This is a genomic window from Candidatus Merdisoma sp. JLR.KK006, assembly GCF_036941035.1.
Classification (GTDB): domain Bacteria; phylum Bacillota; class Clostridia; order Lachnospirales; family Lachnospiraceae; genus Laedolimicola.
Genome location: NZ_JAYMNS010000028.1, coordinates 1 through 22,588, shown reverse-complemented (window position 1 = coordinate 22,588; position 22,588 = coordinate 1). Strand labels below are relative to the sequence as shown.

The 22,588-nt window shown below is 44.3% G+C and carries 23 protein-coding genes, 1 pseudogene and 1 riboswitch; of the genes and pseudogenes, 8 read left to right on the top strand and 16 right to left on the bottom strand.

Annotation, left to right across the window (positions count from 1 at the left end; all coding sequences use genetic code 11):
* Window positions 1-26: 26 nt before the first annotated feature.
* The 7 genes from VSQ61_RS17650 to VSQ61_RS17620 all read right to left on the bottom strand — a co-directional run bounded on the left by VSQ61_RS17650 (window position 27) and on the right by VSQ61_RS17620 (window position 6,855).
* Window positions 27-998 carry a sugar ABC transporter substrate-binding protein gene (locus VSQ61_RS17650; protein WP_334345703.1) on the bottom strand — a complete coding sequence of 324 codons (972 nt, stop codon included), beginning with the start codon at window positions 996-998 and terminating at the stop codon, window positions 27-29.
* Window positions 999-1,046: 48 nt separating this feature from the next.
* Complete coding sequence (locus VSQ61_RS17645; RefSeq protein ID WP_334345702.1) at window positions 1,047-1,178, bottom strand: hypothetical protein; 132 nt, start codon at window positions 1,176-1,178, stop codon at window positions 1,047-1,049.
* Between the two features lie 38 nt (window positions 1,179-1,216).
* Window positions 1,217-1,945 carry a cyclase family protein gene (locus tag VSQ61_RS17640; RefSeq protein WP_334345701.1) on the bottom strand — a complete coding sequence of 243 codons (729 nt, stop codon included), beginning with the start codon at window positions 1,943-1,945 and terminating at the stop codon, window positions 1,217-1,219.
* Window positions 1,946-2,089: 144 nt separating this feature from the next.
* Window positions 2,090-3,229 carry a mannitol dehydrogenase family protein gene (locus tag VSQ61_RS17635; RefSeq protein WP_334345700.1) on the bottom strand — a complete coding sequence of 380 codons (1,140 nt, stop codon included), beginning with the start codon at window positions 3,227-3,229 and terminating at the stop codon, window positions 2,090-2,092.
* Window positions 3,222-4,409 (bottom strand): mannitol dehydrogenase family protein, encoded by a 1,188-nt coding sequence (locus VSQ61_RS17630; protein ID WP_334345699.1) that lies wholly within the window; start codon window positions 4,407-4,409, stop codon window positions 3,222-3,224. The genes VSQ61_RS17635 and VSQ61_RS17630 overlap by 8 nt, the downstream gene beginning before the upstream one ends.
* A complete protein-coding gene (locus VSQ61_RS17625; RefSeq protein WP_334345698.1) occupies window positions 4,409-5,929 on the bottom strand; it encodes a xylulokinase in 1,521 nt (506 codons plus the stop codon). The genes VSQ61_RS17630 and VSQ61_RS17625 overlap by 1 nt, the downstream gene beginning before the upstream one ends.
* A 140-nt stretch (window positions 5,930-6,069) precedes the next feature.
* Window positions 6,070-6,855 carry a DeoR/GlpR family DNA-binding transcription regulator gene (locus VSQ61_RS17620; protein ID WP_334345697.1) on the bottom strand — a complete coding sequence of 262 codons (786 nt, stop codon included), beginning with the start codon at window positions 6,853-6,855 and terminating at the stop codon, window positions 6,070-6,072.
* A gap of 283 nt (window positions 6,856-7,138) precedes the next feature.
* On the opposite strand from VSQ61_RS17620, the gene VSQ61_RS17615 reads away from it, so the two are divergent.
* Window positions 7,139-8,005 (top strand): AraC family transcriptional regulator, encoded by an 867-nt coding sequence (locus VSQ61_RS17615; protein WP_334345696.1) that lies wholly within the window; start codon window positions 7,139-7,141, stop codon window positions 8,003-8,005.
* Window positions 8,006-8,081: 76 nt separating this feature from the next.
* On the opposite strand, the gene VSQ61_RS17610 is transcribed toward VSQ61_RS17615, so the two are convergent.
* Window positions 8,082-9,236 (bottom strand): M20/M25/M40 family metallo-hydrolase, encoded by a 1,155-nt coding sequence (locus tag VSQ61_RS17610; RefSeq protein ID WP_334345695.1) that lies wholly within the window; start codon window positions 9,234-9,236, stop codon window positions 8,082-8,084.
* Window positions 9,237-9,497: 261 nt separating this feature from the next.
* Here VSQ61_RS17610 and VSQ61_RS17605 point away from each other — a divergent pair, with 261 nt between their 5' ends.
* The 3 genes from VSQ61_RS17605 (at window position 9,498) to VSQ61_RS17595 (ending at window position 11,850) form a co-directional block, all read left to right on the top strand.
* On the top strand, window positions 9,498-9,752 hold the full coding sequence (locus VSQ61_RS17605; protein WP_334345694.1) for an autorepressor SdpR family transcription factor: 255 nt from the start codon (window positions 9,498-9,500) through the stop codon (window positions 9,750-9,752).
* Between the two features lie 43 nt (window positions 9,753-9,795).
* On the top strand, window positions 9,796-10,437 hold the full coding sequence (locus VSQ61_RS17600; RefSeq protein ID WP_334345693.1) for an SdpI family protein: 642 nt from the start codon (window positions 9,796-9,798) through the stop codon (window positions 10,435-10,437).
* A 315-nt stretch (window positions 10,438-10,752) separates the two neighbouring features.
* The gene (locus tag VSQ61_RS17595; protein WP_334345692.1) at window positions 10,753-11,850 is read left to right on the top strand and encodes a DUF6709 family protein; all 1,098 of its coding nucleotides are present in this window, start codon (window positions 10,753-10,755) and stop codon (window positions 11,848-11,850) included.
* A gap of 90 nt (window positions 11,851-11,940) precedes the next feature.
* Here the strand turns inward: VSQ61_RS17595 and VSQ61_RS17590 are convergent, their stop codons facing one another.
* From VSQ61_RS17590 to VSQ61_RS17580, 3 genes are all read right to left on the bottom strand, one after another.
* On the bottom strand, window positions 11,941-12,519 hold the full coding sequence (locus VSQ61_RS17590) for a hypothetical protein (RefSeq protein ID WP_334345691.1): 579 nt from the start codon (window positions 12,517-12,519) through the stop codon (window positions 11,941-11,943).
* A complete protein-coding gene (locus VSQ61_RS17585; RefSeq protein WP_334345690.1) occupies window positions 12,509-13,030 on the bottom strand; it encodes a helix-turn-helix domain-containing protein in 522 nt (173 codons plus the stop codon). The genes VSQ61_RS17590 and VSQ61_RS17585 overlap by 11 nt, the downstream gene beginning before the upstream one ends.
* A 267-nt stretch (window positions 13,031-13,297) precedes the next feature.
* Window positions 13,298-14,146, bottom strand: a complete 849-nt coding sequence (locus tag VSQ61_RS17580; protein ID WP_334345689.1) for a CPBP family intramembrane glutamic endopeptidase — start codon at window positions 14,144-14,146, stop codon at window positions 13,298-13,300.
* Between the two features lie 194 nt (window positions 14,147-14,340).
* Between VSQ61_RS17580 and VSQ61_RS17575 the strand changes: the two genes are divergently transcribed.
* Together VSQ61_RS17575 and VSQ61_RS17570 are read left to right on the top strand one after the other, a co-directional pair.
* On the top strand, window positions 14,341-15,690 hold the full coding sequence (locus VSQ61_RS17575) for a Mur ligase family protein (protein WP_334345688.1): 1,350 nt from the start codon (window positions 14,341-14,343) through the stop codon (window positions 15,688-15,690).
* A gap of 31 nt (window positions 15,691-15,721) precedes the next feature.
* Window positions 15,722-16,498 (top strand): type 1 glutamine amidotransferase, encoded by a 777-nt coding sequence (locus VSQ61_RS17570; protein WP_334345687.1) that lies wholly within the window; start codon window positions 15,722-15,724, stop codon window positions 16,496-16,498.
* On the opposite strand, the gene VSQ61_RS17565 is transcribed toward VSQ61_RS17570, so the two are convergent.
* The gene (locus VSQ61_RS17565) at window positions 16,495-16,986 is read right to left on the bottom strand and encodes a cysteine hydrolase family protein (protein WP_334345686.1); all 492 of its coding nucleotides are present in this window, start codon (window positions 16,984-16,986) and stop codon (window positions 16,495-16,497) included. The two genes, VSQ61_RS17570 and VSQ61_RS17565, sit on opposite strands and share 4 nt — an antisense overlap.
* A gap of 150 nt (window positions 16,987-17,136) precedes the next feature.
* On the opposite strand from VSQ61_RS17565, the gene VSQ61_RS17560 reads away from it, so the two are divergent.
* Entirely contained in the window at window positions 17,137-18,069 is a 933-nt protein-coding gene (locus VSQ61_RS17560; RefSeq protein WP_334345685.1) for a helix-turn-helix transcriptional regulator, read from the top strand.
* 201 nt (window positions 18,070-18,270) lie between these two features.
* On the opposite strand, the gene VSQ61_RS17555 is transcribed toward VSQ61_RS17560, so the two are convergent.
* The 4 genes and pseudogenes from VSQ61_RS17555 to VSQ61_RS17540 all read right to left on the bottom strand — a co-directional run bounded on the left by VSQ61_RS17555 (window position 18,271) and on the right by VSQ61_RS17540 (window position 20,981).
* Window positions 18,271-18,483, bottom strand: a complete 213-nt coding sequence (locus tag VSQ61_RS17555; RefSeq protein WP_334345684.1) for a hypothetical protein — start codon at window positions 18,481-18,483, stop codon at window positions 18,271-18,273.
* 57 nt (window positions 18,484-18,540) lie between these two features.
* Window positions 18,541-19,104: pseudogene (locus VSQ61_RS17550) on the bottom strand (CatA-like O-acetyltransferase); the annotation flags it as partial.
* Between the two features lie 10 nt (window positions 19,105-19,114).
* Window positions 19,115-19,951, bottom strand: a complete 837-nt coding sequence (locus VSQ61_RS17545) for a putative manganese transporter (protein ID WP_334345683.1) — start codon at window positions 19,949-19,951, stop codon at window positions 19,115-19,117.
* Window positions 19,952-20,297: 346 nt separating this feature from the next.
* Complete coding sequence (locus VSQ61_RS17540) at window positions 20,298-20,981, bottom strand: fructose-6-phosphate aldolase (protein WP_334345682.1); 684 nt, start codon at window positions 20,979-20,981, stop codon at window positions 20,298-20,300.
* Window positions 20,982-21,340: 359 nt separating this feature from the next.
* Window positions 21,341-21,452: riboswitch (THF riboswitch) on the top strand.
* Window positions 21,453-21,681: 229 nt separating this feature from the next.
* Between VSQ61_RS17540 and VSQ61_RS17535 the strand changes: the two genes are divergently transcribed.
* The gene (locus VSQ61_RS17535; RefSeq protein ID WP_334345681.1) at window positions 21,682-22,257 is read left to right on the top strand and encodes a folate family ECF transporter S component; all 576 of its coding nucleotides are present in this window, start codon (window positions 21,682-21,684) and stop codon (window positions 22,255-22,257) included.
* Window positions 22,258-22,588: the final 331 nt, after the last annotated feature.

The following is a 22,588-nucleotide window of genomic DNA, read 5'->3' as shown; positions in this document are numbered from 1 at the left end:
TTCCAATACCTATTCTTTTTTCACTTCTACCAAGCTGCTTCTGGATCGTAGTAATCATCTACAATATCCGGTGTAACCAGAGTGGGCTCCATCTGAAGGGTTTTTGTAGGAGGAAGTGTTCCATCGTTCAAATAACCCAGAATGGTTCTTGCCGCCGCTTCACCTACCTGATAAGGACTGTTCAGACCAAGGGCAACAATGGGACCTCCATCCTTCATAATTTCAAGGGCGCCTTTGGAACCGTCTACTGCTCCCATAATCAGATTGTCTGCCAGATCCAGCTGCTCTGCAGCGCTGGTTGCACCTACAATATGTGCATCACAGGTACCAATAATGCACTTTAGATTCTGATTTGCTGATAACATATTCTGCGCCGTCTCCAGTCCAGACTCTTCAGAATATGCCCCTGCATAAAGGAATACAGCCTCCACAATCCGTCCCTCTGTATCTACTGCCGCAATTGCGTCTCTGGCACCCTGATTTCTCAGTGCTGCGATGGAGTTGCCGTCTGTACCGCCGATCAGACCATACTCAATCTCTCCTTCTGGATACATCTCCAGTAATCTCGCTGCCAGTTCTTCTCCAACCATATAGCCAAGCTGATAAGCATCTGTTACGCAGGCCGTTAAGTATGCTGCGCCTTCTTCTGGAGGAACGTCAACCGCAACCACCGGAATTCCTGCCTCACAGGTATCCTCCAGCACAGAAGTCACCGTTTCTTGTGGATTGGCCGGATTGATAATAATCGCATCTACCTTCTGAGCAATAAAGTTCTCAACCTGATTTACCTGCTCATTTGCATCGTCATTGCACTCCACAAGCAGTACGTTAATCCCTGCTTCATCCAATAATATTTTCAGATTGTCATAAAGACCCTTAAACCATCCTGTAGATACATTTGTCATGGCACATCCAATGGTATATTTACCATCTGCTTTTAATTCTGGAAGCGTATCTAATTCGATATGCTCCGGATCCGTAGGAATCGAATCATACAAGGCCAGAAGTTCATTGCTCGCAGCATCCTCCTGAGGCTGTTCGCTGTCCTATTGAACGTTTTCATCCGCAGCTGGTGCCGGATTCTGCTCTTCCTGCCCGGACGAGCAAGCTCCAAATAAGGATATCATCATCACTGCTGACATCACAACGGCCAGTTTCTTCCATAGTTTCTTTCTCATACCTTCATCCTCCTTAAATTTATATTTCTCACATTACTCTACTCAATAATTGCAATCGGACGAATAGGTGAACCCGATCCATGTTTAATCCTGAGAGGTAATGCCATGAAATAGCTTCTTGTTGGCAGTTCACTTAAGTTCATTAACATTTCCATAATAAAAATCTGATTAGGCAGCCAGGAATTTCTGTGTCCATAGGAATGCAGCTCTTCCCCGTCAATGACTGGTGTATCACAGGCTACCGTATCCGAACCAACTGCCTTAACACCTCTGTCAGCAAAGAGCTGACAGGCTTCCTCTGACAGGCCCGGCTCATTTAATGCGTAATACTTCCAAGAAGCATCCGTCTTCCAATACTTCTGCCACCCGAAATCCATCAGAACAATATCTCCCTTCTCTGCCTGATCGCCCATTTCCTTTTCCAAGGCCAGAATCTGCTCCTTTGTAATCCGATCCCCCGGCTTTGCCTTCAGCTTATACACCTCATACTTGATGGCTGGACCGAATATCATGTTTGCCGGATACGTATCAACAGTACAGTCCATCATAGCTTCTATAATATGTGCCGGACAGTCTACATGAGCACCTGTATGCTCTCCCATAACCAGACTCTGACAGTAATAGCCGTCATGTGCATGTGTAATTGTAGGATCCACAACAATCTGAGGATGTGTGGGCCATTTCGGCATTCCTTTTTCAATTACCGGGGACAGATCCACAACTTTGGCATTCCTTAAAATCTGATCCAGGCTTTCCCATATACTCATTTTCTTTTCCCCTTTCTATTGTTATTTTATTGTTATGAATTTACCACAAATTTCACAATTTATCAAGATAAATTTGTTGAAATATTATTAACTTTATATTATTTTATTGTTTATACACAAAGTTAATTTATTACTTTTTACAATTCAAACAACTTCGCATACTGATTCCTCCGAAATTTCTTTCAGGTTTTTTCCCTTCCGGAGTTCTTCTAATATTCCGCAGATACATTGGATTTCTCTCTCATTTGTCTGAGGATTCAGCACCCGGAACAGACTGATTGCATCTGGATACTCCTTATTCTGATACTTCAAATCCTCGTTTCTTTCCAGATAGAGCAAAGCTGCGGCCGCAACCAGACGCAATACAAAGGTGTCCTCGCCCTCCTGCTCCATCAATCTCATTGGTCCCATAATCCGTTCTGTAGGCGCAAGCTTTCTCACTGCTGATCGCGCATTTTTCTGAATCGTATCTGAAATATTGGGATTGGAAAATTTCTTCAAAGCCCTTTTGGAAAATTCCGTCTGCTCTTTGGGCTCCACATCCATATATCTGCACAGCGTACGATTCAAGCCTGTCAAAAGCAGCGTGCAATACTGACGGATCAACCCATCATTGGCCGCATCCGAATAAATATCATATTTTAAATATGCACCCAGATAGGAAATACATGCGCTAAGACAGTTATATGTATAAATTTTCCGCTGCAACAGTCTGTCCAGACGAGGTGTTGCCGGGAAATGAGCAAAAGGCAAACGGAACAGCTCCTCATCAATATCATAGGGCAGTTCGGGGTAATCTTCGGAAATAATATCAAGGCTCCCTTCCTTCTCCGGAATACTGGTACAGAAAATCACTCCCTGCGTAATCATGCTGTCCTGTGCTTTACTTCCTTCCAATGCTCTGCGAAATACTACCTTCGGCGCAATTCCATTTTCGCATGCCACAATCCGTACAGGCTCCCCCTTTTTTACAGTTACCTTCTCTAAAAAAGGCATCAGCTCCTTTAAATGCTCCTCCCCCACTGCAGTAAAAATCCAGTCTGCCTGTGCCGCTCTTGTCACTGCTTTCTCATCATCAGGAACAAACGCCTCGTAATTGCGAATCACTGTCTTCGAAGCTTTTGCACCCACCCGGATACCATACTGTCCCCTCTTATTCAATGCTTCCACCAGCTCCACATTCTGATCTACAAAACAAAGCTTTACATTCTCCTCCTGAAGCAGTCTGGCAATAAATCCCCGTCCGCTGCCGCCGGCACCTATAATCACCACATGTTCAGCCATCTAACCACTCCTTTTCTCTAAGGAATTTCACCTGCCGCTTCACCAGTTCTGCTATCGGCTCCCGGGGCGATATCCCACAGATCTTTTCAAGAATCGCATCTATCCCCTGCTCTTTTCGCAGCTTCTCAAGCTGCAGGGCCGTCGGGTCTTCCCGATTCACAACCGGATAATGCAGTGCTGCGGCCAGTGTAATTGCCAGGGCATCACAGGGAATCCCATACTTTTCCACAAGGCGCAAAGTACCTACAATCCGATCAGAGGGACCTAATTTCCGGATTGGATCACGCCCATGCCGTTCTGTAAAATCTGTTACACTCATATCCTGATATTTTTTCAATGCTTTCTGTGCAAAGGCACACTGTTCAGCAAGAGGAATCCCCATCTCCTTTGCAATCGCAGGATTGATCTCTTCATGTACTCTATGTACGATCTCCGCAATCTCCGGATCATTTGCTGCATCTGACAAAAGCTGCATTCCACGCAGACATCCAAGATAAGCGATAGTTGCGTTTGTAGTATTAAAAGTAAAGAGCTTCTGCTGCAGAAAGCCTGCAAAATTTTCTTTGTAAATCACCCCTTCAAAGGGAAGCAATCTCCCTTTCATCCCGGCCTTATCAATAGGCAGCTCCCAGAAATCAGTAACTGATACAGCATTGTTATCTATCTGCTTTACTTCTTCTGTTGCCTCCACACCCGAACGCATAATTACCGCCTCCGAAATACCTATCCGGGCTTCAAACGCTTCTCTTCGATTCGAACCCTCAAGGGCTTTTAGAATGCTGCTTTTCAGCTGCCTTCCCGGCTCCTTCCAGTTCTCACAGGTGACAATCGTGAATTCATGCTGCAAAGCTTCCTCATCCATAAACTGATAGGCCTTTCCAATAATTCCTGCCAGATCATTCAGATTTTTTCCTCCTACAGAAGTAAATGCAATGTCTGCCTTCTCAAGAGCCCCGGCAATTCCCGCAATATCCTGAAGCCAAATGCAGGTAAAATCTGTTACCCACTGGCTCTTTTGCGGATTTCCCATAACATTTACATAATATCTGCCTTCCTCATTCAATGCTTTCACCAGATCCTCATTCACTTCTACAAAGGTAATATGAAAACCGCTCCGGCTCAAAAGATGGGCAATAAAACCGCGGGCAATCTTTCCTCCTCCAAAAATAACTGCATTCATTACAACTCCTCCTCATTATGGCATTGCTGTTTTCCAAACAACGGCTCCAGATTGTGATAGAGCCTCAAAAAACTTTGATACTTCTTTTCATAAATTAGATGTCTTTTTTGATCCGGCCAATAGACCTTTGCAGGACGGAAAAGTCCACCTGCAAGCTCTTCCACTGTTTTTTTCGGGTGAAGCGCTGCAATCGCCAAAATAGCAGCCCCAGTACAACCAGCTTCTGAAGTTTCCAAGCGAACAAAGGGTACATTCATCACATCTGCCTTCATCTGGTTCCATACTTCATTAAAGCTGGCGCCGCCTGAGATCACCACCTTTTCCGGAAGCTGAGGAAGCCTGTCATAAATAGTTCTCAAAGCGAAGCAGACACCTTCCAGTACAGATAGGGCCAGCTCCGGCTGTCTGTGACTGCGATTTAAACCAAAAAATACGCCCCGTGCATCCCGGTTATTCCAAGGATTGCGTTCTCCTTCCAGATAAGGAAGAAAAATCGGTCCCTGCTCCTCTGCCAAAGGCAGTCCCTTTGGCCGCTCAAACAAACGTTCAAAATAGGCTTTTACATCCGGCTCTCCAAGCATATCCTTCACAAACCATTCCACCGCCTGTCCGCCAGAAGAGGTTACACCATAGAAAACCTCCCGCCCATCCAAAAACGGTACACGGTTCAATCCCTCATAAGCCTTTTGTTCTATTCTTTTTCGCAGAGTTACGCATCCCAGATGTTCTGACGTCCCTGTCAAATCCATTCCAATACAGCTTCCCGTTAAGGCACCCATGCCCAGAAAGGCCGCATTCATATCATTCCAACCAACAATTACAGGAATCCCCGCAGGTAACTGTTCAAAGCCCCTTACTCCCTTTTTCAGATATCCTGCAATTTCATATGGCTTTTTCACCTTTGGAAGAAGCTCTGGCGATTCCCCAATAAACGTCATGATCTCCGGCACAGCCTTCCCGGTTTCTGCATGCACCAGTCCTTTTAAGCTTGCAGCATCAGAAACCCAGCAGCCAGTCAGATGATAAATTACATAATCCTTAATCTGTACAAATCGGGCCGCCATCTCCAACAGACCTCTTTCATGGTTGTGAAGCCACCGAAGCTTTGCAATGCTATAGGCGGGTGTCACTACCATATCCACTCCTGTCAGGTATTCTGTTTCCTCCTTGGAAAACTTCTGTGTAAATTCCAGCGCCTCATCCCATGCACGCATATCCATCCAGGAAATCAGATTAGTAACCGCCTTTCCTCTGGAATCAACCAAACACTGAGCTGCGATCTGAGCACTAAAGGAAATCGCCTGAATCTCAGAAAGCTCTATTCCCTGCCTTTCCAGATGGCACACTGCCTCACACACTCCCTGATAAATCTCATCCGGCTTCTGTTCTGCATACCCTTCCTTGGGAAACAAAAGCGAGTACCTTCCTTTTCCCAAAGCAAGCATATCTCCCTTTAAAGAAAAAACTGCCGCTTTACAGGAGGATGTCCCAATATCTATTGCCAAAATACCCGGAATCATAACAATACCTCACATAAAAATAACAAAGAACTATTAACATGCCACTTATTAATTATGATAATAGCATGCTTATAGTTCTTTGTCAATAATTTATTGTTATTTTATTGTGATTTTGTTGTTAATTTAGCGTTTTATAGTTGTTATTTAAATGTTTCATTAGAAGAAGTGACAAGACGAACCTGCATCATTTCTGCCAAATATTCTGCCTTTTTTGTTGACTCATCACTTATCCAGATCTGAAACGCACTAAGATGTGCAAAATTTATCACTGCTGGATGTCCTATCTTTTCTGCTTCGGCCATAAGGAACCGCTCCTGGGCATTTTCTATAATGGTTGCTTTAATCTTTCCATCAATCTGAGAGGCCAATGACAGATCTCCCTTATCAGAAATTCCCCTTGTCCCCAAAAATGCTTTCTGAATATTAAAGGAGCTCAGACTCTCAATCGTTTCATAACTGGCAAAGGAATTCAGCCATCGGTCTACCTTCCCTGGCAGCGCATAGATATTGTAATTTGTTTTCTGGAAGCAGCGGTTAATCACAGGCAGGCTGTTTGTTATAATTGTCAGATGCTCCGGAAGCAGCGTTGGCTCACAGAACAGCATGGAAGCCGTTGTTCCCGAATCCACATATATAACATCCTCCTCTTCCAGAAAGGAAGCTGCCAAAGCGCCTATCCGGCGCTTTGACTCTACGCTCATAACCTCTCGCTCTTCATAAGAGGTAGGAACCGGATAGGATTTACAGGATATCCCTCCATACTTTTTCTCTACTATCCCTTTTCCTGCCAGCTCATTGATATCTGAGCGTACCGTATTCTTATGAATTGAAAATTTTTCGCTCAATTCCTCTACCGTTACAAACTCCCGTTTGGAAATATATTCCTCCATTTGCTTCAGCCGCTCTGCTTTCATCCTCGTTCTCATACCGTACAATTTTCCTTCCTGTGTTCCATCTGTATTTCTCTTGAAATTCACAATTATATTGTAATATAACAATATACTAACACAATTTTACAATAATGTAACTATTATTTTGGAATATTTTTATAAATACAGAATTTATGAAAAACTGCTTCCTCTTGACAATAGACTATGAATATTGTACAAAAAATGTATACCATTCAGGTTGGACAGACTTTGATCAGCAGAGTCTAATAAGAAAATGACATGCGAGCAAGACAGACAGCCTCCAGAAAGGAGATGCACTATGAGTAATCACTTGTTTAACATCTTCCCTAACGAACGCTACATGGATCTAACGCTTTACCAATATGGCTGGGAACAGTGTCTTCCTGCCCATTCTTATGGTCCTGCTTCACGGAACCATTACCTGTTTCACTACATAATCAAAGGCAAAGGTGTCCTGCATCATACAGACAGCCTTGGCCAGACTCACATCTATAACCTAAAGCACCACCAGGGCTTTCTTATTACTCCACAGCAGGTAAATACCTACATTGCAGATAAAGAAGACCCCTGGGAATATGCCTGGGTTGAATTTGACGGACTCCGGGTAAAGGAATTTCTGGAAACTGCAGGGCTTACGGAGCATTCTCCCATCTACCGGAGCTCTAACCGGGAGCTGCGGGGCAGTATGAAAGAAGAGCTTCTCTCCATTATTCAAGGTAAGGAGCATTCCTCCCTTTATCTGATCGGCCACCTTTACCTGTTTTTAGATCTGCTGATTCAATCTTCCTTTAACCGTAAGGAATTTTCTGCCGGAAGGCTGAAGGACTTCTATATCCGGGAAGCCATCAGCTTTATTGAGCAGAATTACAGTCATCCCATTACCGTAGAAGATATTGCCATCTTCTGCAACCTGAATCGGAGCTATCTGGGCAAGATCTTCCGGGATGAATTAAATAAGACGCCCCAACAGTTTCTCATCTACTACCGGATGAACCGGGCGGCGGAGCTTTTAAAATTCTCCGAGACAACCGTGGGGGAGATCGGCAAGCTGGTAGGCTACCCCAACCAGCTTCATTTCTCCAGAGCCTTTAAAAATGTGTTCGGGATTCCTCCTACGGAATGGCGGAGGGAGAATCGGCTTTATCAGCCTGTGAAAGAAGCCTAAAAGCGAGCCGCAGTATTTGGCAGATAATCACCTTATACTGCGGCTCTAAAAGAGATTTATAATATCATCACTCTTATTACTCACCGAGATCAGCACTGTCTCTGTCCTGCATCAACAGTTTTGTAAGTTCCGTCAGCTTTACAAGCTCCGAAACCTCCGTATATTCCTGGCAGGAATGCACCAATTCCATAGCGCTTGAAAGAACCAGCCCCGGAATGCCATGGTGGTACAGATTGCTCTGGTCGCTTCCGCCAAAGGTTTTTACCAGTGTGCACGGCAGTCCCAGCTTTTCGCAAGCCCTCCGAAACCGCCTGACGCAAATGTGTTCCTTTGGTGTACGGTAGGCACGGATCCGAATCTGATAATCCATCCTGCTGCTTCCTCCGGCTTTCTCTGCCTCTTCCCTAAAAAGCTCATCTATCTTCCGGGTCTGCTCCATGGCCTGCTCATGAGAATAACTCCGCACTTCTCCCACCAGCTGACAAAGCTCCGGAACAATATTGCTGCTGTTTTCCCCTCCATGAATTGCTCCGATATTTACGGTCATGTCTTCACCCACACGGCCTAGCTCCATCCGGGCCACGGCCTTTGCTGCTATGGCAATGGCATGGATTCCCGTCTCCGGAGAAAGGCCCGCATGGGCAGCCCTGCCTTTGACTTCAATCCGGAACTGAATCAGCGTAGGTGCCTGAAAGGCTGCAGTCCCCACCGGTCCTGTCAGATCCAGTATGTAAGATTCCTTCGACTTCACCCTGGTATAGTCAAAAACTTCACTTCCCCGAAGATGCTTTTCCTCTCCGATGAAAAAGATAACCTCCAGATCCCTGCATTCACCGCCCTCTTCCTCAATCTCCTGCAATGCCTCCAGAATAGCCGCTGTACCGGACATACAGTCTGCACCGAGAACGGTTGTGCCGTCACTGGTAATCCGGCCGTCCGTTCCAAGGAGCGCCTTCTTTCCCCTTGCAGGCTCTACCGTATCCATATGGGTGGAAAATAAAATGGGCGGCCCTGCAAGAGTTCCTTTGCGAAAGCCATACACATTTCCGGCTGTTCCCCCGTAAAGACTTCCCGCTTTGTCCTCCTCCACGGCAAATCCCAGCCGGGTAAGCCTCTCTTTCAGAGCATCTGCCATCTGACGCTCCTGAAAGCTGGGGGCATCAATTGCTGCCAGTTGCTGAAATGTTTCTGTCAATCGTTCCCTGTTAATCTGCTTTCCTCTCTCTTCCATATTTATACAAGCCTCTTTTCTTATCATTTTAATCTGTTCATAAAATCTCATTTACCGTTTTTATCATGTGATAATTTTATTGTGTTCGCTTTTGAGCCAAATGTCAATACCTCAGCAGATAAGAAACCGCCTGAACCGTTACAAAATAATTCTTAATTTTCTCCAATTTCCTTGACATTCTCTTTCTTTTGTGCTATTTTTCAATTAGATATTTAGAAGCTTATCTAAATATCTAATTTAGAAGGGAGGAAAATCAATGGAATGAATAACGCATTTAAAGCCCTGTCCGATCCCACCCGGCGCAGAATCTTAAAGCTTCTCTCCGACCGGGACATGACAGCCGGAGAAATCGCAGAATGCTTTGATATTTCCAAGCCTTCTATCAGCCACCACCTGAATACTTTGAAGACGGCCGGGCTGGTATTGGACGAACGAAAAGGGCAGAATATTATTTACAGCTTGAATATGACTGTTTTTCAGGATCTGATCAAATGGTTTTTTGACTTTCAGCAATAGCTGCTTTAATACTATTGTGCAATTATAAAGGAGGTAGCATATCATGAAAAAACAAACCATCTTTTTATTTATACTCTGTGCCCTGTCATTTATCGGCCATCTGTTTGTTCTTCCCTTACTGCCTGATAAGATACCCATTCATTGGAATATCTATGGGGAAGCGGATAACTGGACAGGTAAATTTTCCGCCTTATTTTTAGCTCTGCTGCCTGCTCTGATGCTGATTTTATTCCATGTGATTCCCCGTCTGGATCCCAGAGGGAAGAACTATGAGAAGCACCAAAAGGCTTATGAGGTTTTTATCACGGTTATGATTGTCTTTCTCAATATCATACCCTGGATCACCATCACTGCCGCCTTAGGCTATCCGGTTCCCGTAGAGCGTCTGGTTCCCATAGGCTGCGGTATTATCCTGATCGCCGTTGGGAACTATATGCCTCAGCTCCGCACCAACTATACCATGGGAATCAAGAACCCCTGGACGCTGGAAAGTGAATGGGTATGGAAAAAAACCCACGCCATGGGCGGTATTGTCTTTTGCGTTATGGGCTTTGTCATGATATTAAACGGCTTCCTTTCTACCCGGTGGATGGCCTATATTTCCCTTGCCGTCATTCTTCTGGGCGTATTGGGACTGGAAATCTACTCCTACCTAATGTTCCGCAAATGGAAAGCGAACATGTAGAACGCCTGCTTTGCTTCTATTATGACATTACCAGGTGACTGCTGCTATGAATATCGGAAGGTTGAATGGACATGTAAGCATCTCCGCCCGGCTCGCCGCCTGCAGGAATAAAGCTCCCGGTGGTTTTGGATAACAAAACCCATGGGAGCTGTTTTGACGCAATGTAATAATTAACAAAGGTAAATTCCCCTTTCAAAACGGGTTCATAAACTATATAGGATGTTTATGGACAAATATCATATTTTATTATATATTATTACATGAGGGCCTCTATGATAAAGCCACACAAAACATTCTACTTTAAGGGGGAACAATATGTTAGAGACACTAAGAAAAAAGGCACGAAAATCAAACATTTGGCGGATTGCTTTATCCATTGTGGGTGTTGCGATACTGCTGGCTATTACAAAATTCGCCATCTTTGATGTCATTACGGGACCCACTCGTATGGACATCACCGAAGACCCGGCAACCTACGAGGGCAAATACGTAACCATTGATGCAGACTTTTTCCTGTACGATTACATAGAGCACACCACTACCACCAAAAAGAAATACGGCGGCAGCAGCACTTCCACAGACGGCTACAGCTACATAGCCTTCCAATGGGTAGATGATTATGAAAACAATTCTTCCGTCTGGTATTTTTACAGCATTTTCCTGAAAACTGACAGACAGCAGGAAATGAGTTCCAAAATCGATCAGACTTTTGATTATCTCATTGACGAGACAGGAAGCACGGCTCCTCCAGAGCCGGTTACGGTCACCGGTGTCTGGAATAAGATGGATTCCCAGACAGAACGGTATTTCCGGGATTCCCTGGCTGAATTAGATATTACGGAAACAGATTACGATGTGTTCTATTTCTATGAACTGGATACGAAAAACATCGGCGGCGTGAATGCCCTGTTATTCTGGGTTATGATGGCGGGTGCCGTCTTACTCATTGTATTTGCCGTTCTCAGCGCCGTTGGCCTTTTCAATGATTCCTATTCCAGGTCCATCCAGCAGTATCTCCAGAGAGACAGTTCCGTCTCCATGGCTACCATCGAGGAGGACTTTAACCAGGCACGGCTGATTGGGTCAGATGTATGGGTCGGAAAAAGATGGACCATCTACATGCAGGGCAACAAGGCTAAGATTCTGGCCAATAAGGATCTGGTCTGGGGATATTACTTTAGGCGTACCGGAAGGAACAGCGTAAGCGAAATGCGTCTCTTTACCAGAGAAAAAAATATGTTCGGCATCAGCTTGTCTGAGGGAAACACCCAGGAAGCTTTAAAGATCTACTCGGCCGAACAGCCTCACATGGTGATTGGATACAGTAAGGATCTGGAAAAGATGTATAACAAAGATTTCAATGCATTTTTGGGATTACAGTACAATTCCGCTCCAAGAGACACCGAATTCTAAAAAAGGGACGGAGCGGGCCATATACCGGCCTGCTCTGTCCCTTTTTTTCAAAAGCTGTAACTGTTCCGTACCAAAAGCTTTGCAGCTGCCTTAGTATTCAATTATTTCATTCACGCACCCGTCTGCGCCATAAGAAAAGTGTATAATCTGGCTTTCCCTGTATTCCTCTGCCAGTTCTTCATATTCCTCTTCGCTTGAATCCATTTCCTTTCCGTCCGTTACAGAAGTATAATGCTCATTTCCATCCTCATCATACGCCACATATGCAGCTTTTTTCAGATAGAGCTGATTATCCCTTTCAGAAATGGCATATTTCTCTATGCCGTGTCCGGATGCCGCAAAAATGCCGTCCCCTGAAAAGGAGATAGGATAAGCCGTTCCATCGCTCATAATGGTTCCAAGGTTTACGGCCCCATCCTTTCCGTAATAATAGACCGTACAATAAATAGCCCCCTGACTTTCCGTCCCTGTATCATACAATCCGTCTGAGGTTACCATAACATAATTTTTATAATCCATATCAAGAAATGCGTAGGCATCCTCATCACCCAATTTTTCAACTACAGGACCATAAGGGTTCTCTTTTTGCTTATGAGCACATGCCGCCAAACACATTGCCATTATCAAAAGGCCTGCGATTGCTGTTTTCGTTTTATTTTTAAGATTCATTTCCCTTTTTCTCCCTCCATCTTTCTATTACATAAGCCACGCTCAATATAACTCCGATTGCAATCAGCAAAATTGCAGGAGCCATAAGCCTCCCGTAGTTGACCGGCGCACTTGTATACTGGCCAACCGCTATGTACCGGTACAGCATGTATTTGATACTGTCGGCGGCATTTTCAAGCGCCACGATAAATAATGATGCTAACGCTCCAATCATAAGAAAAAACAAACCGCTGAGCAATAAAATTGTAAGCTTCTGATTCCGCCGGTTTATTTTTATCATATCCTGCAGTGATATTTTTTCTTCTTTCACAGATCGCCCTCCTTTCAGAAAATCGTCCAAAGAAATCTCGAATAGTTCACATAAAATAATTGCGCTTTCCAAATCCGGAGATGAAATTTCTTTTTCCCATTTTGAAATGGTTTGTCTTGACACATTCATTTTTTCGGCAAGCTCCTCCTGTGTCATTCCTGCCATTTTTCTGATTGTCTTAATTTTTTCGCCTACATTCATCAAAAAACCTCCTTGGGTTCACCTTACAAAAAACCATTGTTATTTTCAAGCAATTGCTTTTAACATTTATGATAAAAAGCTTAACATGGGGTATTTTCCTGCCCCCAACATCATGGCATCGGCACCGAATAATTGACGAGCTTTCTTAATAAGAAATGCGTCCATAAAATTCCATGGACGCAAAAGGTATTTCAGTAATTATAATAGCCGCTCCCCCGTATACTCACTTTCATTCGTTCCCAATCTTTCCTCCTTCATGGGCCCTTCTTATATTCCAATCCCGGTTCCCGTCAAGGGATCCTCTTCTTCTCTTACATCCCTCTTAAGCAGACTGATTCCAAAGAAAAATGCCCCAATGCCAATAAACAGGCAGCTAACATTGAAAACTAAGGAATTCATTGCTTCCAGCTTCTCAAGAATAACGGTTCCAAAGGTGGAATAAGCGTTAAAGCACAGATGAAAAAGCATAGATGCCATAAGGGTCTTATATTTCAATGCAAGATATCCGCAAATCAGCCCCACCAGAAATGCATAAACTCCCTGAACCAGATTCAGATGCATAATCCCGAAAAGCACGGCCTGCACCACATTGATCACCCAGAAGCCTGCACCGGCCCGTTTCAGACACTCCACCGTAAGGCCCCGGCACACAAGCTCTTCCCCAAGAGGCGCCATAATTACCGTTGCAATGGCGCTAAATATGGTCAGCTCACCGATTCCGGCCGTCTCCATCAAATCATTATAGGATTCAATCTGCTCGGGGCTTATATACTGCCATGCCACAAGAAGCAGTCCGATTAAGCACTGAGCGCCGATTGCAAGGCAAAGGATAATCCCGGCAGACCGCAGGGAAAAGCGGGGCTTCCTCTCCTTTTCCCTTTGCTTTCTCCCCCGGACAATCCATAAATAGTACCAGAGGGCCGAAATCAAAAGCGTCAGCACTTGCGTGACAACCGTAATGCCCATAATATTATCAAAAACCATCTGTGCTCCTGCCGTCACACCGTAACGTATCATATACCATGCCGTAATTACAATACTTGCAATAAATTGAACTCCGATCATCATAAGTACCGGCAGGATACTCATCAGATACCATCCTACTTTTTTCATCATGCTCCTCCAAAATAATTCCCGTTTTTTGAATTTCTTCTTATATCTTATCAGATTTTACTCCAAATCACTACCCCATTTTTACGGACCTTTCCCTCTCCCTGAATACCTTAAAGCCGCCTTGCTATATTACCCCGAAAATTTTAGAGGATAATTAGATAAATCCGTGTTATATTTTCCCGGAAAGGACATGAAACATGAAGCTGATGATACATTTTAGGAGAATACTGGCTATCCGCCTGGCAAAGCTTGCCGCTATCCTTATTCGTTTTTTCCATCTGGGAAATGGAGCCTCGTTTCCCGGATACCTTGCCCGGACCATTGACCCGGAGATTCTGCCTGCCCTGTCTTCTATGGTTCGTAAAAAAATCATAGCCGTCATGGGAACCAATGGAAAAACCACCACAAACAGCATTTTGTACCATGCCCTAAAGGGAGAGGGAAAAAGGGTTATCAGCAACCGGACCGGAGCAAATATGCTGGACGGCATTGTCTCTGCCTTTGTCCTTGGGACAGACAGATACGGAAAGCTTGACGCCGACTATGCCTGTTTAGAGGTTGATGAAAATGCTTCTCTCTATATTCTTCCCAAGCTGCGCCCTGACTGCGTGCTTCTCACCAACATTTCCAGGGACCAGCTGGATCGCTTCGGAGAAATCGATCTGACACGCAAGCGAATCCGGACCGCTCTCTCAAAGCTGCCAAAGGCCAGACTTGTGATTAACTGTGATGATGTCCTGTCCGCTTCCCTTATGGCCTCCTGCCCCAATCCGGCAGTTACCTACGGCATCAACGAGCCGATTTTTGACGACTGTTCCCGTTCCGGGATTCGGGAAAGTATTTTCTGCTGCTCCTGCGGGCAGAAGCTTTCCTATGAATTCTTTCATTATGGACAGCTTGGCATCTACCGATGCCCCGGCTGCGGACAGAAGCGCCCGGAACCGGACTATACCATCTCCCCTGCGGCAGTTCAAAATGGCGCCTATTCCTTTGCTCTTGGCTCCTCCCGCCTGTTCTGCAAAGTGCAGGCTCCCTATAACATTTACAATACTCTTGCTGCTTATGCCGCCTTGTGTGCCTTGAATGCTCCAATGGAACATTTTGAAAAAACCATGACACATTTTGATTTCGGCAATCATCGGGAGCTCACTTTTTTTATTCATGGGGCCAGGGTACAGCTTCATCTGGCCAAAAATCCTGTCAGCTTCCAGCAGAAGATCTCGCTTATCCGAAAGGACCCCAGCCCAAAGGATTTGATTATTCAAATTCATGACAATGCCCCGGACGGAAAGGATGTCTCTTATCTGTGGGATGTGGATTTTCAATATTTGGCAGATTCCAATTGCTCTACCATTACGACTACAGGCAGACGCCGTCATGATATGGAACTTCGGCTGAAATATGAAGACATTCCCTGCAGGACTGACGGGCATATAGGGCGTCTTATCCGAGACCTTACCAGACACGGAACGGGGAATCTGTATATTCTCGTCAACTATTCCGGATTATATCGGATGAAACGCCTTTTACAGAGAATGGAGAAGTAATGTGTAAATTAGTGAAAGGAGCATATGTCATATGAAATTAACAATCGGCCATCTATATCCGGATTTACTGAATCTATACGGAGATCAAGGCAACATCCGCTGTCTTCAAAAACGCCTCCAATGGAGAGGTATAGAAGCACAGGTACAATCTCTTACCTCTGACAGCGCCATTGATTTTACAAAGCTTGATCTGGTACTCTTAGGCGGCGGCTCTGACCGTGAGCAGGAGCTTGCCTGCCGCTTTCTGTCCGGACAAAAGGAAGCTTTTCGTGACTATGCGGAGCACGGCGGCACCGTTCTGGCTGTCTGCGGCGGCTATCAGCTTCTTGGAAATTATTATCAGACCGGAGATATGCTTCTTGAGGGACTTGGAATTTTAGATATTTACACCAAATGGGAATCAAAACGTTTGGTCGGAAATATTATTTTGAACAGCTCCCTGACTTTTTCTTCCCGCCCTGTTGTGGGTTTTGAAAATCATGGAGGACGCACCTATATCGGAAATCACACGCCTTTTGGGCAGGTTATTTCCGGCTGCGGCAATACGGAAGCCTCCGGCTATGAGGGCGTCGTCTGCAAAAATATCATCGGCACCTACCTCCACGGCCCTCTCCTGCCAAAAAATCCGGAAATCTGTGACTATCTCTTAGAACGATCCTTAAAACAGAAATATGGCGCTTCCCAAACCCTCGGAACCCTCCCCGACCGGCTGGAGCATCTTGCCAACAGCGATATCGTTAAACGCTTTACCCCACGGAAATTTTTCTTCTTTCCATCCTTATCAAAAAGTAAAAGGGAAAAATCTTAAAGCGATAAATCATTCAGACTAATAATCCTACTTCCTTTACTTTCATAATAGCGCAGCATTTCATCAATTTTCTTTTTATCATAACTGGTTATGCAATCTGATAATACATGAACTCCATAATTTGCTTTACACAGGTTGTAACAGGTAGATTTAACACAAGCAGCTGCGTCCGCTCCGCTTATGTAAAACTCACTTATTTCATTCTGCCGAATAAATTCCATAAATGCTTCACTGGTTAATGCGTTTCCCTTGTATTTTGTAAAAATGTTTTCTGACACTATTTTCAAATCGGAAGCAAATTCAGATCCGGGTGTATTGGGCTTAAATGTTCTTGTGCCAGCCGACAAATTTTCATGTCTGATATAAACAACATGAATCTCCTTATTAACGGCCCAATCAATGGCTTTGTTGATATTGCCAATAATATCTTTGTAATTCTTTGTTATGTCTTTTTGAATATCTATTACTACTAAGGCTTTTTTCTGCATACTGTTTCCTCCTAACGGGCTGGACTGATTTAGTTACTGTGAACAGTAACCTGATTTATTTTGACTTCATTTATTATAACCCGCAATTATTGACAGCTATATGGCAACAATCTATAATTAGAAAAAGAAATTTTGAAAGGCAAATGTCAAATGAAAATAGACAGACTTGTCAGCATTATTATGATTCTCCTTGATAAAAAGCGGATAGGCGCACAAGAATTAGCAGATATGTTTGAAGTCTCCCCCCGTACAATTTACCGTGACATAGACGTTATCAATATGGCTGGCATTCCGATTCGTTCAACGCCAGGTGTGGGCGGCGGCTTTGAAATTATGCAAGAGTACAAGATTGATAATAAGTTCTTCTCTGCGGATGACCTTTCTGCGCTTTTAATGGGGCTTTCCAGTCTTTCAAGTATGGTACGGGGTGATGAAATAGTACATGCGCTTGCAAAAGTCAAGAGCTTTATTCCCGCCGAAAGAGCAAAGGATATTGAATCAAAAGCAAATCAAATAAACATAGATTTGAGCCACTGGACAGGAAGCAGTAACATACGGACATATTTGGAAATAATCAAATCCGCTTTACAGAAAAACCGGCTGCTTTTGTTTGAATATGTGGCTCACTATGGAAATAAAACAGTACGGACAGCAGAGCCGTATCAGCTTGTATTAAAAGGCAGTCACTGGTATTTGCAAGGATATTGCTATATAAGAAATGATTTCCGTCTATTCCGAATATCCCGTATGTCAAATCTAAAAATACTGAATGAGAATTTCACACCGCGAAAATATCAAAAGCCAATTTTAGACTTCTCGGAAATTTTGGAAACCATGCAAATAAAAATCAAACTCCGTATTCATAAATCCATAGTGGACAGGGTGCTTGATTATTGTACCTATGAGAATTTTTTGCCAGACGGCGACGAGTATTATATTGTAGATTTTCCTTTCGTAGAAAACGACTATTACTACGATATTCTTCTGGGTTTTGGGAATAAATGTGAATGTTTGGAGCCGCCCCATATCCGCCAAAATATGAAGGGTAAAATACATGATATTGCTGTCATATATGAAAAGTAACCCTTAACTGCGCAATGTCATTAAGTTAAGCTCTGGAAAATGACCGGCGTAGGGGAGGAGGGCCGCCCCGCTAAGGGGTGGCGGTTCTTGCCCGAAGCCTTCACAAGCTTTTAGAGCTTAACTTAATGACATTGCTTAACTGCACCGTTTCCGAAAATGTTTCTAATACTGTCTTATGAGTGCATCCTAATGCAAAGAGCTCTATTTTATTCCCAGAATTCCGGCCTGCATATAGGAACACCAGAAAATTTCCGCATGCTCAAATCCACATTTGTGCAATATATGGATCTGTTCCCGGATAGTGATTGGGAAATACTCCCTGTTGTATCGAAGCACATGATTTTCACATTCCTCCCGGCTCCTCCCGTTCTTATACTGATAGTCTTTCCATCGCTCCAGATACAGAGTTTTCATTCTGTCATTATTCGGTGCAAAATTTTCTATCGTAAAAAACAGGCCATCCTTTGCTTTTTACTCAAACTCATTTAAATAATTCCGAAGCTTTTCGGCAAGCTTTCCGATATGAATACCGTCAGCAAATGAATGATGCACTTGCACGGAGAAGGGCATCCATATCCTTTCGCCCTTTTCGTAAAATTTTCCCCAGTCAAACAACGGCACCGCATTGTCTTTTTCCCGGAATCCGTATGGGAAATATGGGTATATGACACCCAGGGGAAAGGCGAAAACTGGTAAATGTCGTTTGCCATAGGCCCAGTAAAATACGCTGTCTGATTTTCCTCTGTTCTTTTGGCTAACGCAACATAATCTTCTATTTTTTTCCTGCATGGGAACATTCACTGCCTTAAAAAACTCTGTTTCTTTGTTTAGATATGTAAATGATGTATTGATTGTATCAAAAATCGCAGGCTTCCCCTCTACAAAGCGGAAGCGGAACTCCTCAATCTCATTTGCGCATTTCGTTACCGCATAAACAAAGGAGAATGTAAAAGAATAGTTTTTCTTTTTTATCTGTGAAAGAAAGTTTGTAACGTCTACATCAAAGGTTACACGGTACTGTGGCTGAGCGCTGTTTCGGAATACCTCACATCACTCTTCCAAGCAGTATCCCCGAAATCACCGCACATCCATAGAGAAGAACCAGAATCTTTACATTCTCCGCCAATGGATGATTCGATCGAAACAGTACCGCTGCGCCCACACCTGCCCCGGCGCACAGTCCGGCGATGGCAGAGCCAAAGCTTAATCCCCCGGATAGATAGAGCTCCGTAATCAGTACCGAGGAAGCACAGTTGGGAATCAGCCCCAGAAGTGCCGCCAGAAATGGCTGAAACAGAGTATCTTTTCCTAAAATCCTGGAAAGCTGCTCTATCCCCACAAGCTCCAGAACAAGATTCAGGCAAAAGGTAAATACCAGAAGATATGCCCCCAGCCGCACCGTATGGAGAATTGCCGGACGAAAGATCCCGCTGGTATCGCTGCATCCGCAGTTTTTGCACATTTCCTCTATGTGCTTTTCCTCTTTCCGCTTCCGAAACAGCGCATCCATAAGGCAGCCCATTCCAATCCCGATAACCACTTTCCAGATCAACAGAGAGCCAATCACCTTACCGCTCCCCGGGTGGGCCAGAAGAATCAGAACCGCTTCATCGGAGGTGGAAAGAAACACCGCAAGAAGCGTCCCCAGGGTAATCAGCCCTCCTGAGTAGAGATTGGCCGCCGCCACCGAAAAACCGCACTGGGGGATACATCCGAGAACCGCCCCCAGAAAAGGCCCGGCCTTTCCCACCCTCGCCAGCACCTTGCTGCTGTATTGATTGGAATAATGCTCCATGGCCTCAATGACCAAAAAAGCCGCAAATAAAAAGGGCAGGGTCCTCAAGGTATCAAGGACCGCATCCAGAAAAGCATCCGAAATCATAATTCTACCTCATATTCTCAAAAAGCCCGTTCCCAATACAGTCTTACATGGTCAGGCACACAATACTTCGATATTTATGCAATATTGTATCCCTGCACTAACATTCTTCCCAGCTTTGGAACGGACATCTGCACATATCATCCTGTCTCAACGCCTTGCAATCATTCTTAAGGTATACCATTTTTCCGGAAAATTGGCAAGTTCTATTTCTTACAAGCAGGAGTAAAAGCCGGAATCCAAAAGAGCTGATAGTGTACAAATCTTCGAATTACACTTATCAGCTCTTTTAACTTTCCTTATATTTTTATTCATACGCTAACCCGCATATAAAAACCGCAGTTATTTTTTATCCCTGCAAGTCACCAATCGTCTTGGCCTCCTGTACACTCTCCCAGTCTGAGCGGAAATCATCAATGGCTTTCTGAACGGAAGCCATCTGGAAAGTGGAATGGAGAAGCTGCGGCGGAACGGTCACCGTATGGGCGCCTGCCAGAAGCGCTTTATTTACCTGGGCAATGTTCTTGAAGCTGGCTGCCAGGATCTTGCAGTTTGCATGGTTCTCCTCGATTCCATTGCGAAATGCCGAGATTGCCTCCGCAAAATTCACATCCAAGTTCTCCATCCGGTTCCGGTAAGGCGCTATGTAGTCCGCTCCTGCCATGATTGCCATAAAGCCCTGGATCTTAGAATAAATGGCGGTAGCCGTTACGCCCACGCCCTGGCTTTTCAGCTTCATAATGGCCTGCAGGCCCGCCTCTGTGGTAGGAATCTTAATAAAAACACGGGAATCCACATTTTTCAGAATAGCGTCCGCATCTCTTAAAATACCGTCCAAATCCTCCGCAATGGTCTGAATGTGGAGGGTTTTCTCCATTCCAATGATGGAACGAATCTCACGCATATGGGCGAAGAATTCAATCTTTCCCTCTGCCTTCAAAATGCTGGGGTTGGATGTAACGCCCGTAAAGGGGTAAATCTGGCTGTATTTTTGAATACTCTCCAAATTGGCAGTGTCAAATAAAATTTCCATAGGTAACCTCCTATTCTAAGTTCCGCAGCATTTCTCACAGTACACCCTGCTCTAATTCAATTTCCAGTCACCGATACATGTGCCTGTAAATTGATTTGTGCTCTGTGGGATTGCTGCTGTTTTAAGTTCCATGCCATTTTCTTGTGAAATGTTTGAGCTGAATTTCTGTTTACAGGCTATCAAATTCTCTAACTATTGTCAATAAAATTCCTGGTTTTACAAGCAATACATCCGGTAATCACAAATATTCACTCCCTATTCCCAATCCTCTGACCTTATGCCGCCAAAACTTTGTTAAAAAATTATCTTTTCCTATTGCATTTCCGTAAATACCTGTTATAATGGGTTTCATAAATAATAGCGAAGTAGGATTCTATGCGTCAAGTGTTCGATGGATGGGGAGTCGCCTCGAAACGAAAAGTGAGCGTATGTATACGTTCGTCTTACGATATATTATCCGCACCCGTTGCTACAGATGAGTACATCTCATGTGTGAAGGGACTATTATTTACTTTAGCAATGAGCAGGGCGTGTCAGAAAATTTGAATCTGGAATGGGGTGTTTGCACACCAGGCCAGATTCAGATTTTCTGACACATGCGGCGAATGCCGCATAGGTGTGAAAATGCAAGCATTTTCACACCTACGCCCGTACCGTTACCATTCATTTAACCTACCACACAACAGGAGGTGTATTTTTTATGCAATTATGTTCCAAACATGCGTTCCGTTTCAGGGAACAGCTAAAAAACATCCACAGCGTACAGGGCATATGCTTAGGCGGACTCTTTGTGTCCCTCTACGTTGTATTGTCACTCTTCAACATCCGGTTTTCCGAAATTCTGGAATTCCGCCTTGCATTTCTGGCTCTGGCAGCGGCGGCTTTTTACGGCGGCCCCCTTATGGGTATGACCGTGGGAATCGCCGGTGATGTAATAAGCTTCTTTGTTACTCCCCAGTCTGCACCATTTTTTCCGGGCTTTACACTGACCTATGCCCTTATGGGTTTTCTCTTCGGCATGTTCCTCTACCGTACCAGGATCACACCGGGGCGGGCTCTTCTGGGCGGCCTTACGGAATTTGTTATTTCCTGTACCCTGTCAACCTTTTGGCTTCATCTGATGTACGGGATGGAGTGGCAGTATCTTCTGACGATACGTCTGGTGAAGAATACCATTGCTCTGGGAGTTTATACGGTTTTGCTTTATGTATTTTTGAATGCGTTTTCCAGGATTCTGGGCGTTGCCGGGACTGCTGCGAAGCCGGTGCGTTCTTAGATTTTTTGTAAATAGTATCTTGAGGGAAATTTCCGTTTTATTCTTTGAATTATAAAATAAATAAAAAAGTTCTGTAGATTTTATTTTCTACAGAGCTTTTTTATTTTGTCGTTAAATGCCTTGTCCCAGGCTTCTTCCATATATCCCCTATCTCTCCAAAAAACCAATAAAATTAAGGCTTCCAAGGCATGGTTTCAAATGGAAAATTCACATCCAGCCCTCTTGCTTGATTAATTCTTTAGGCCCGTTGCTCCTTCTCCAACTGTGCAATTCGAAAGAGCGCCCGTTTTAACTCTTCTTTGCTTTGTGTTAATTCCTCTTTGCTTTGTGC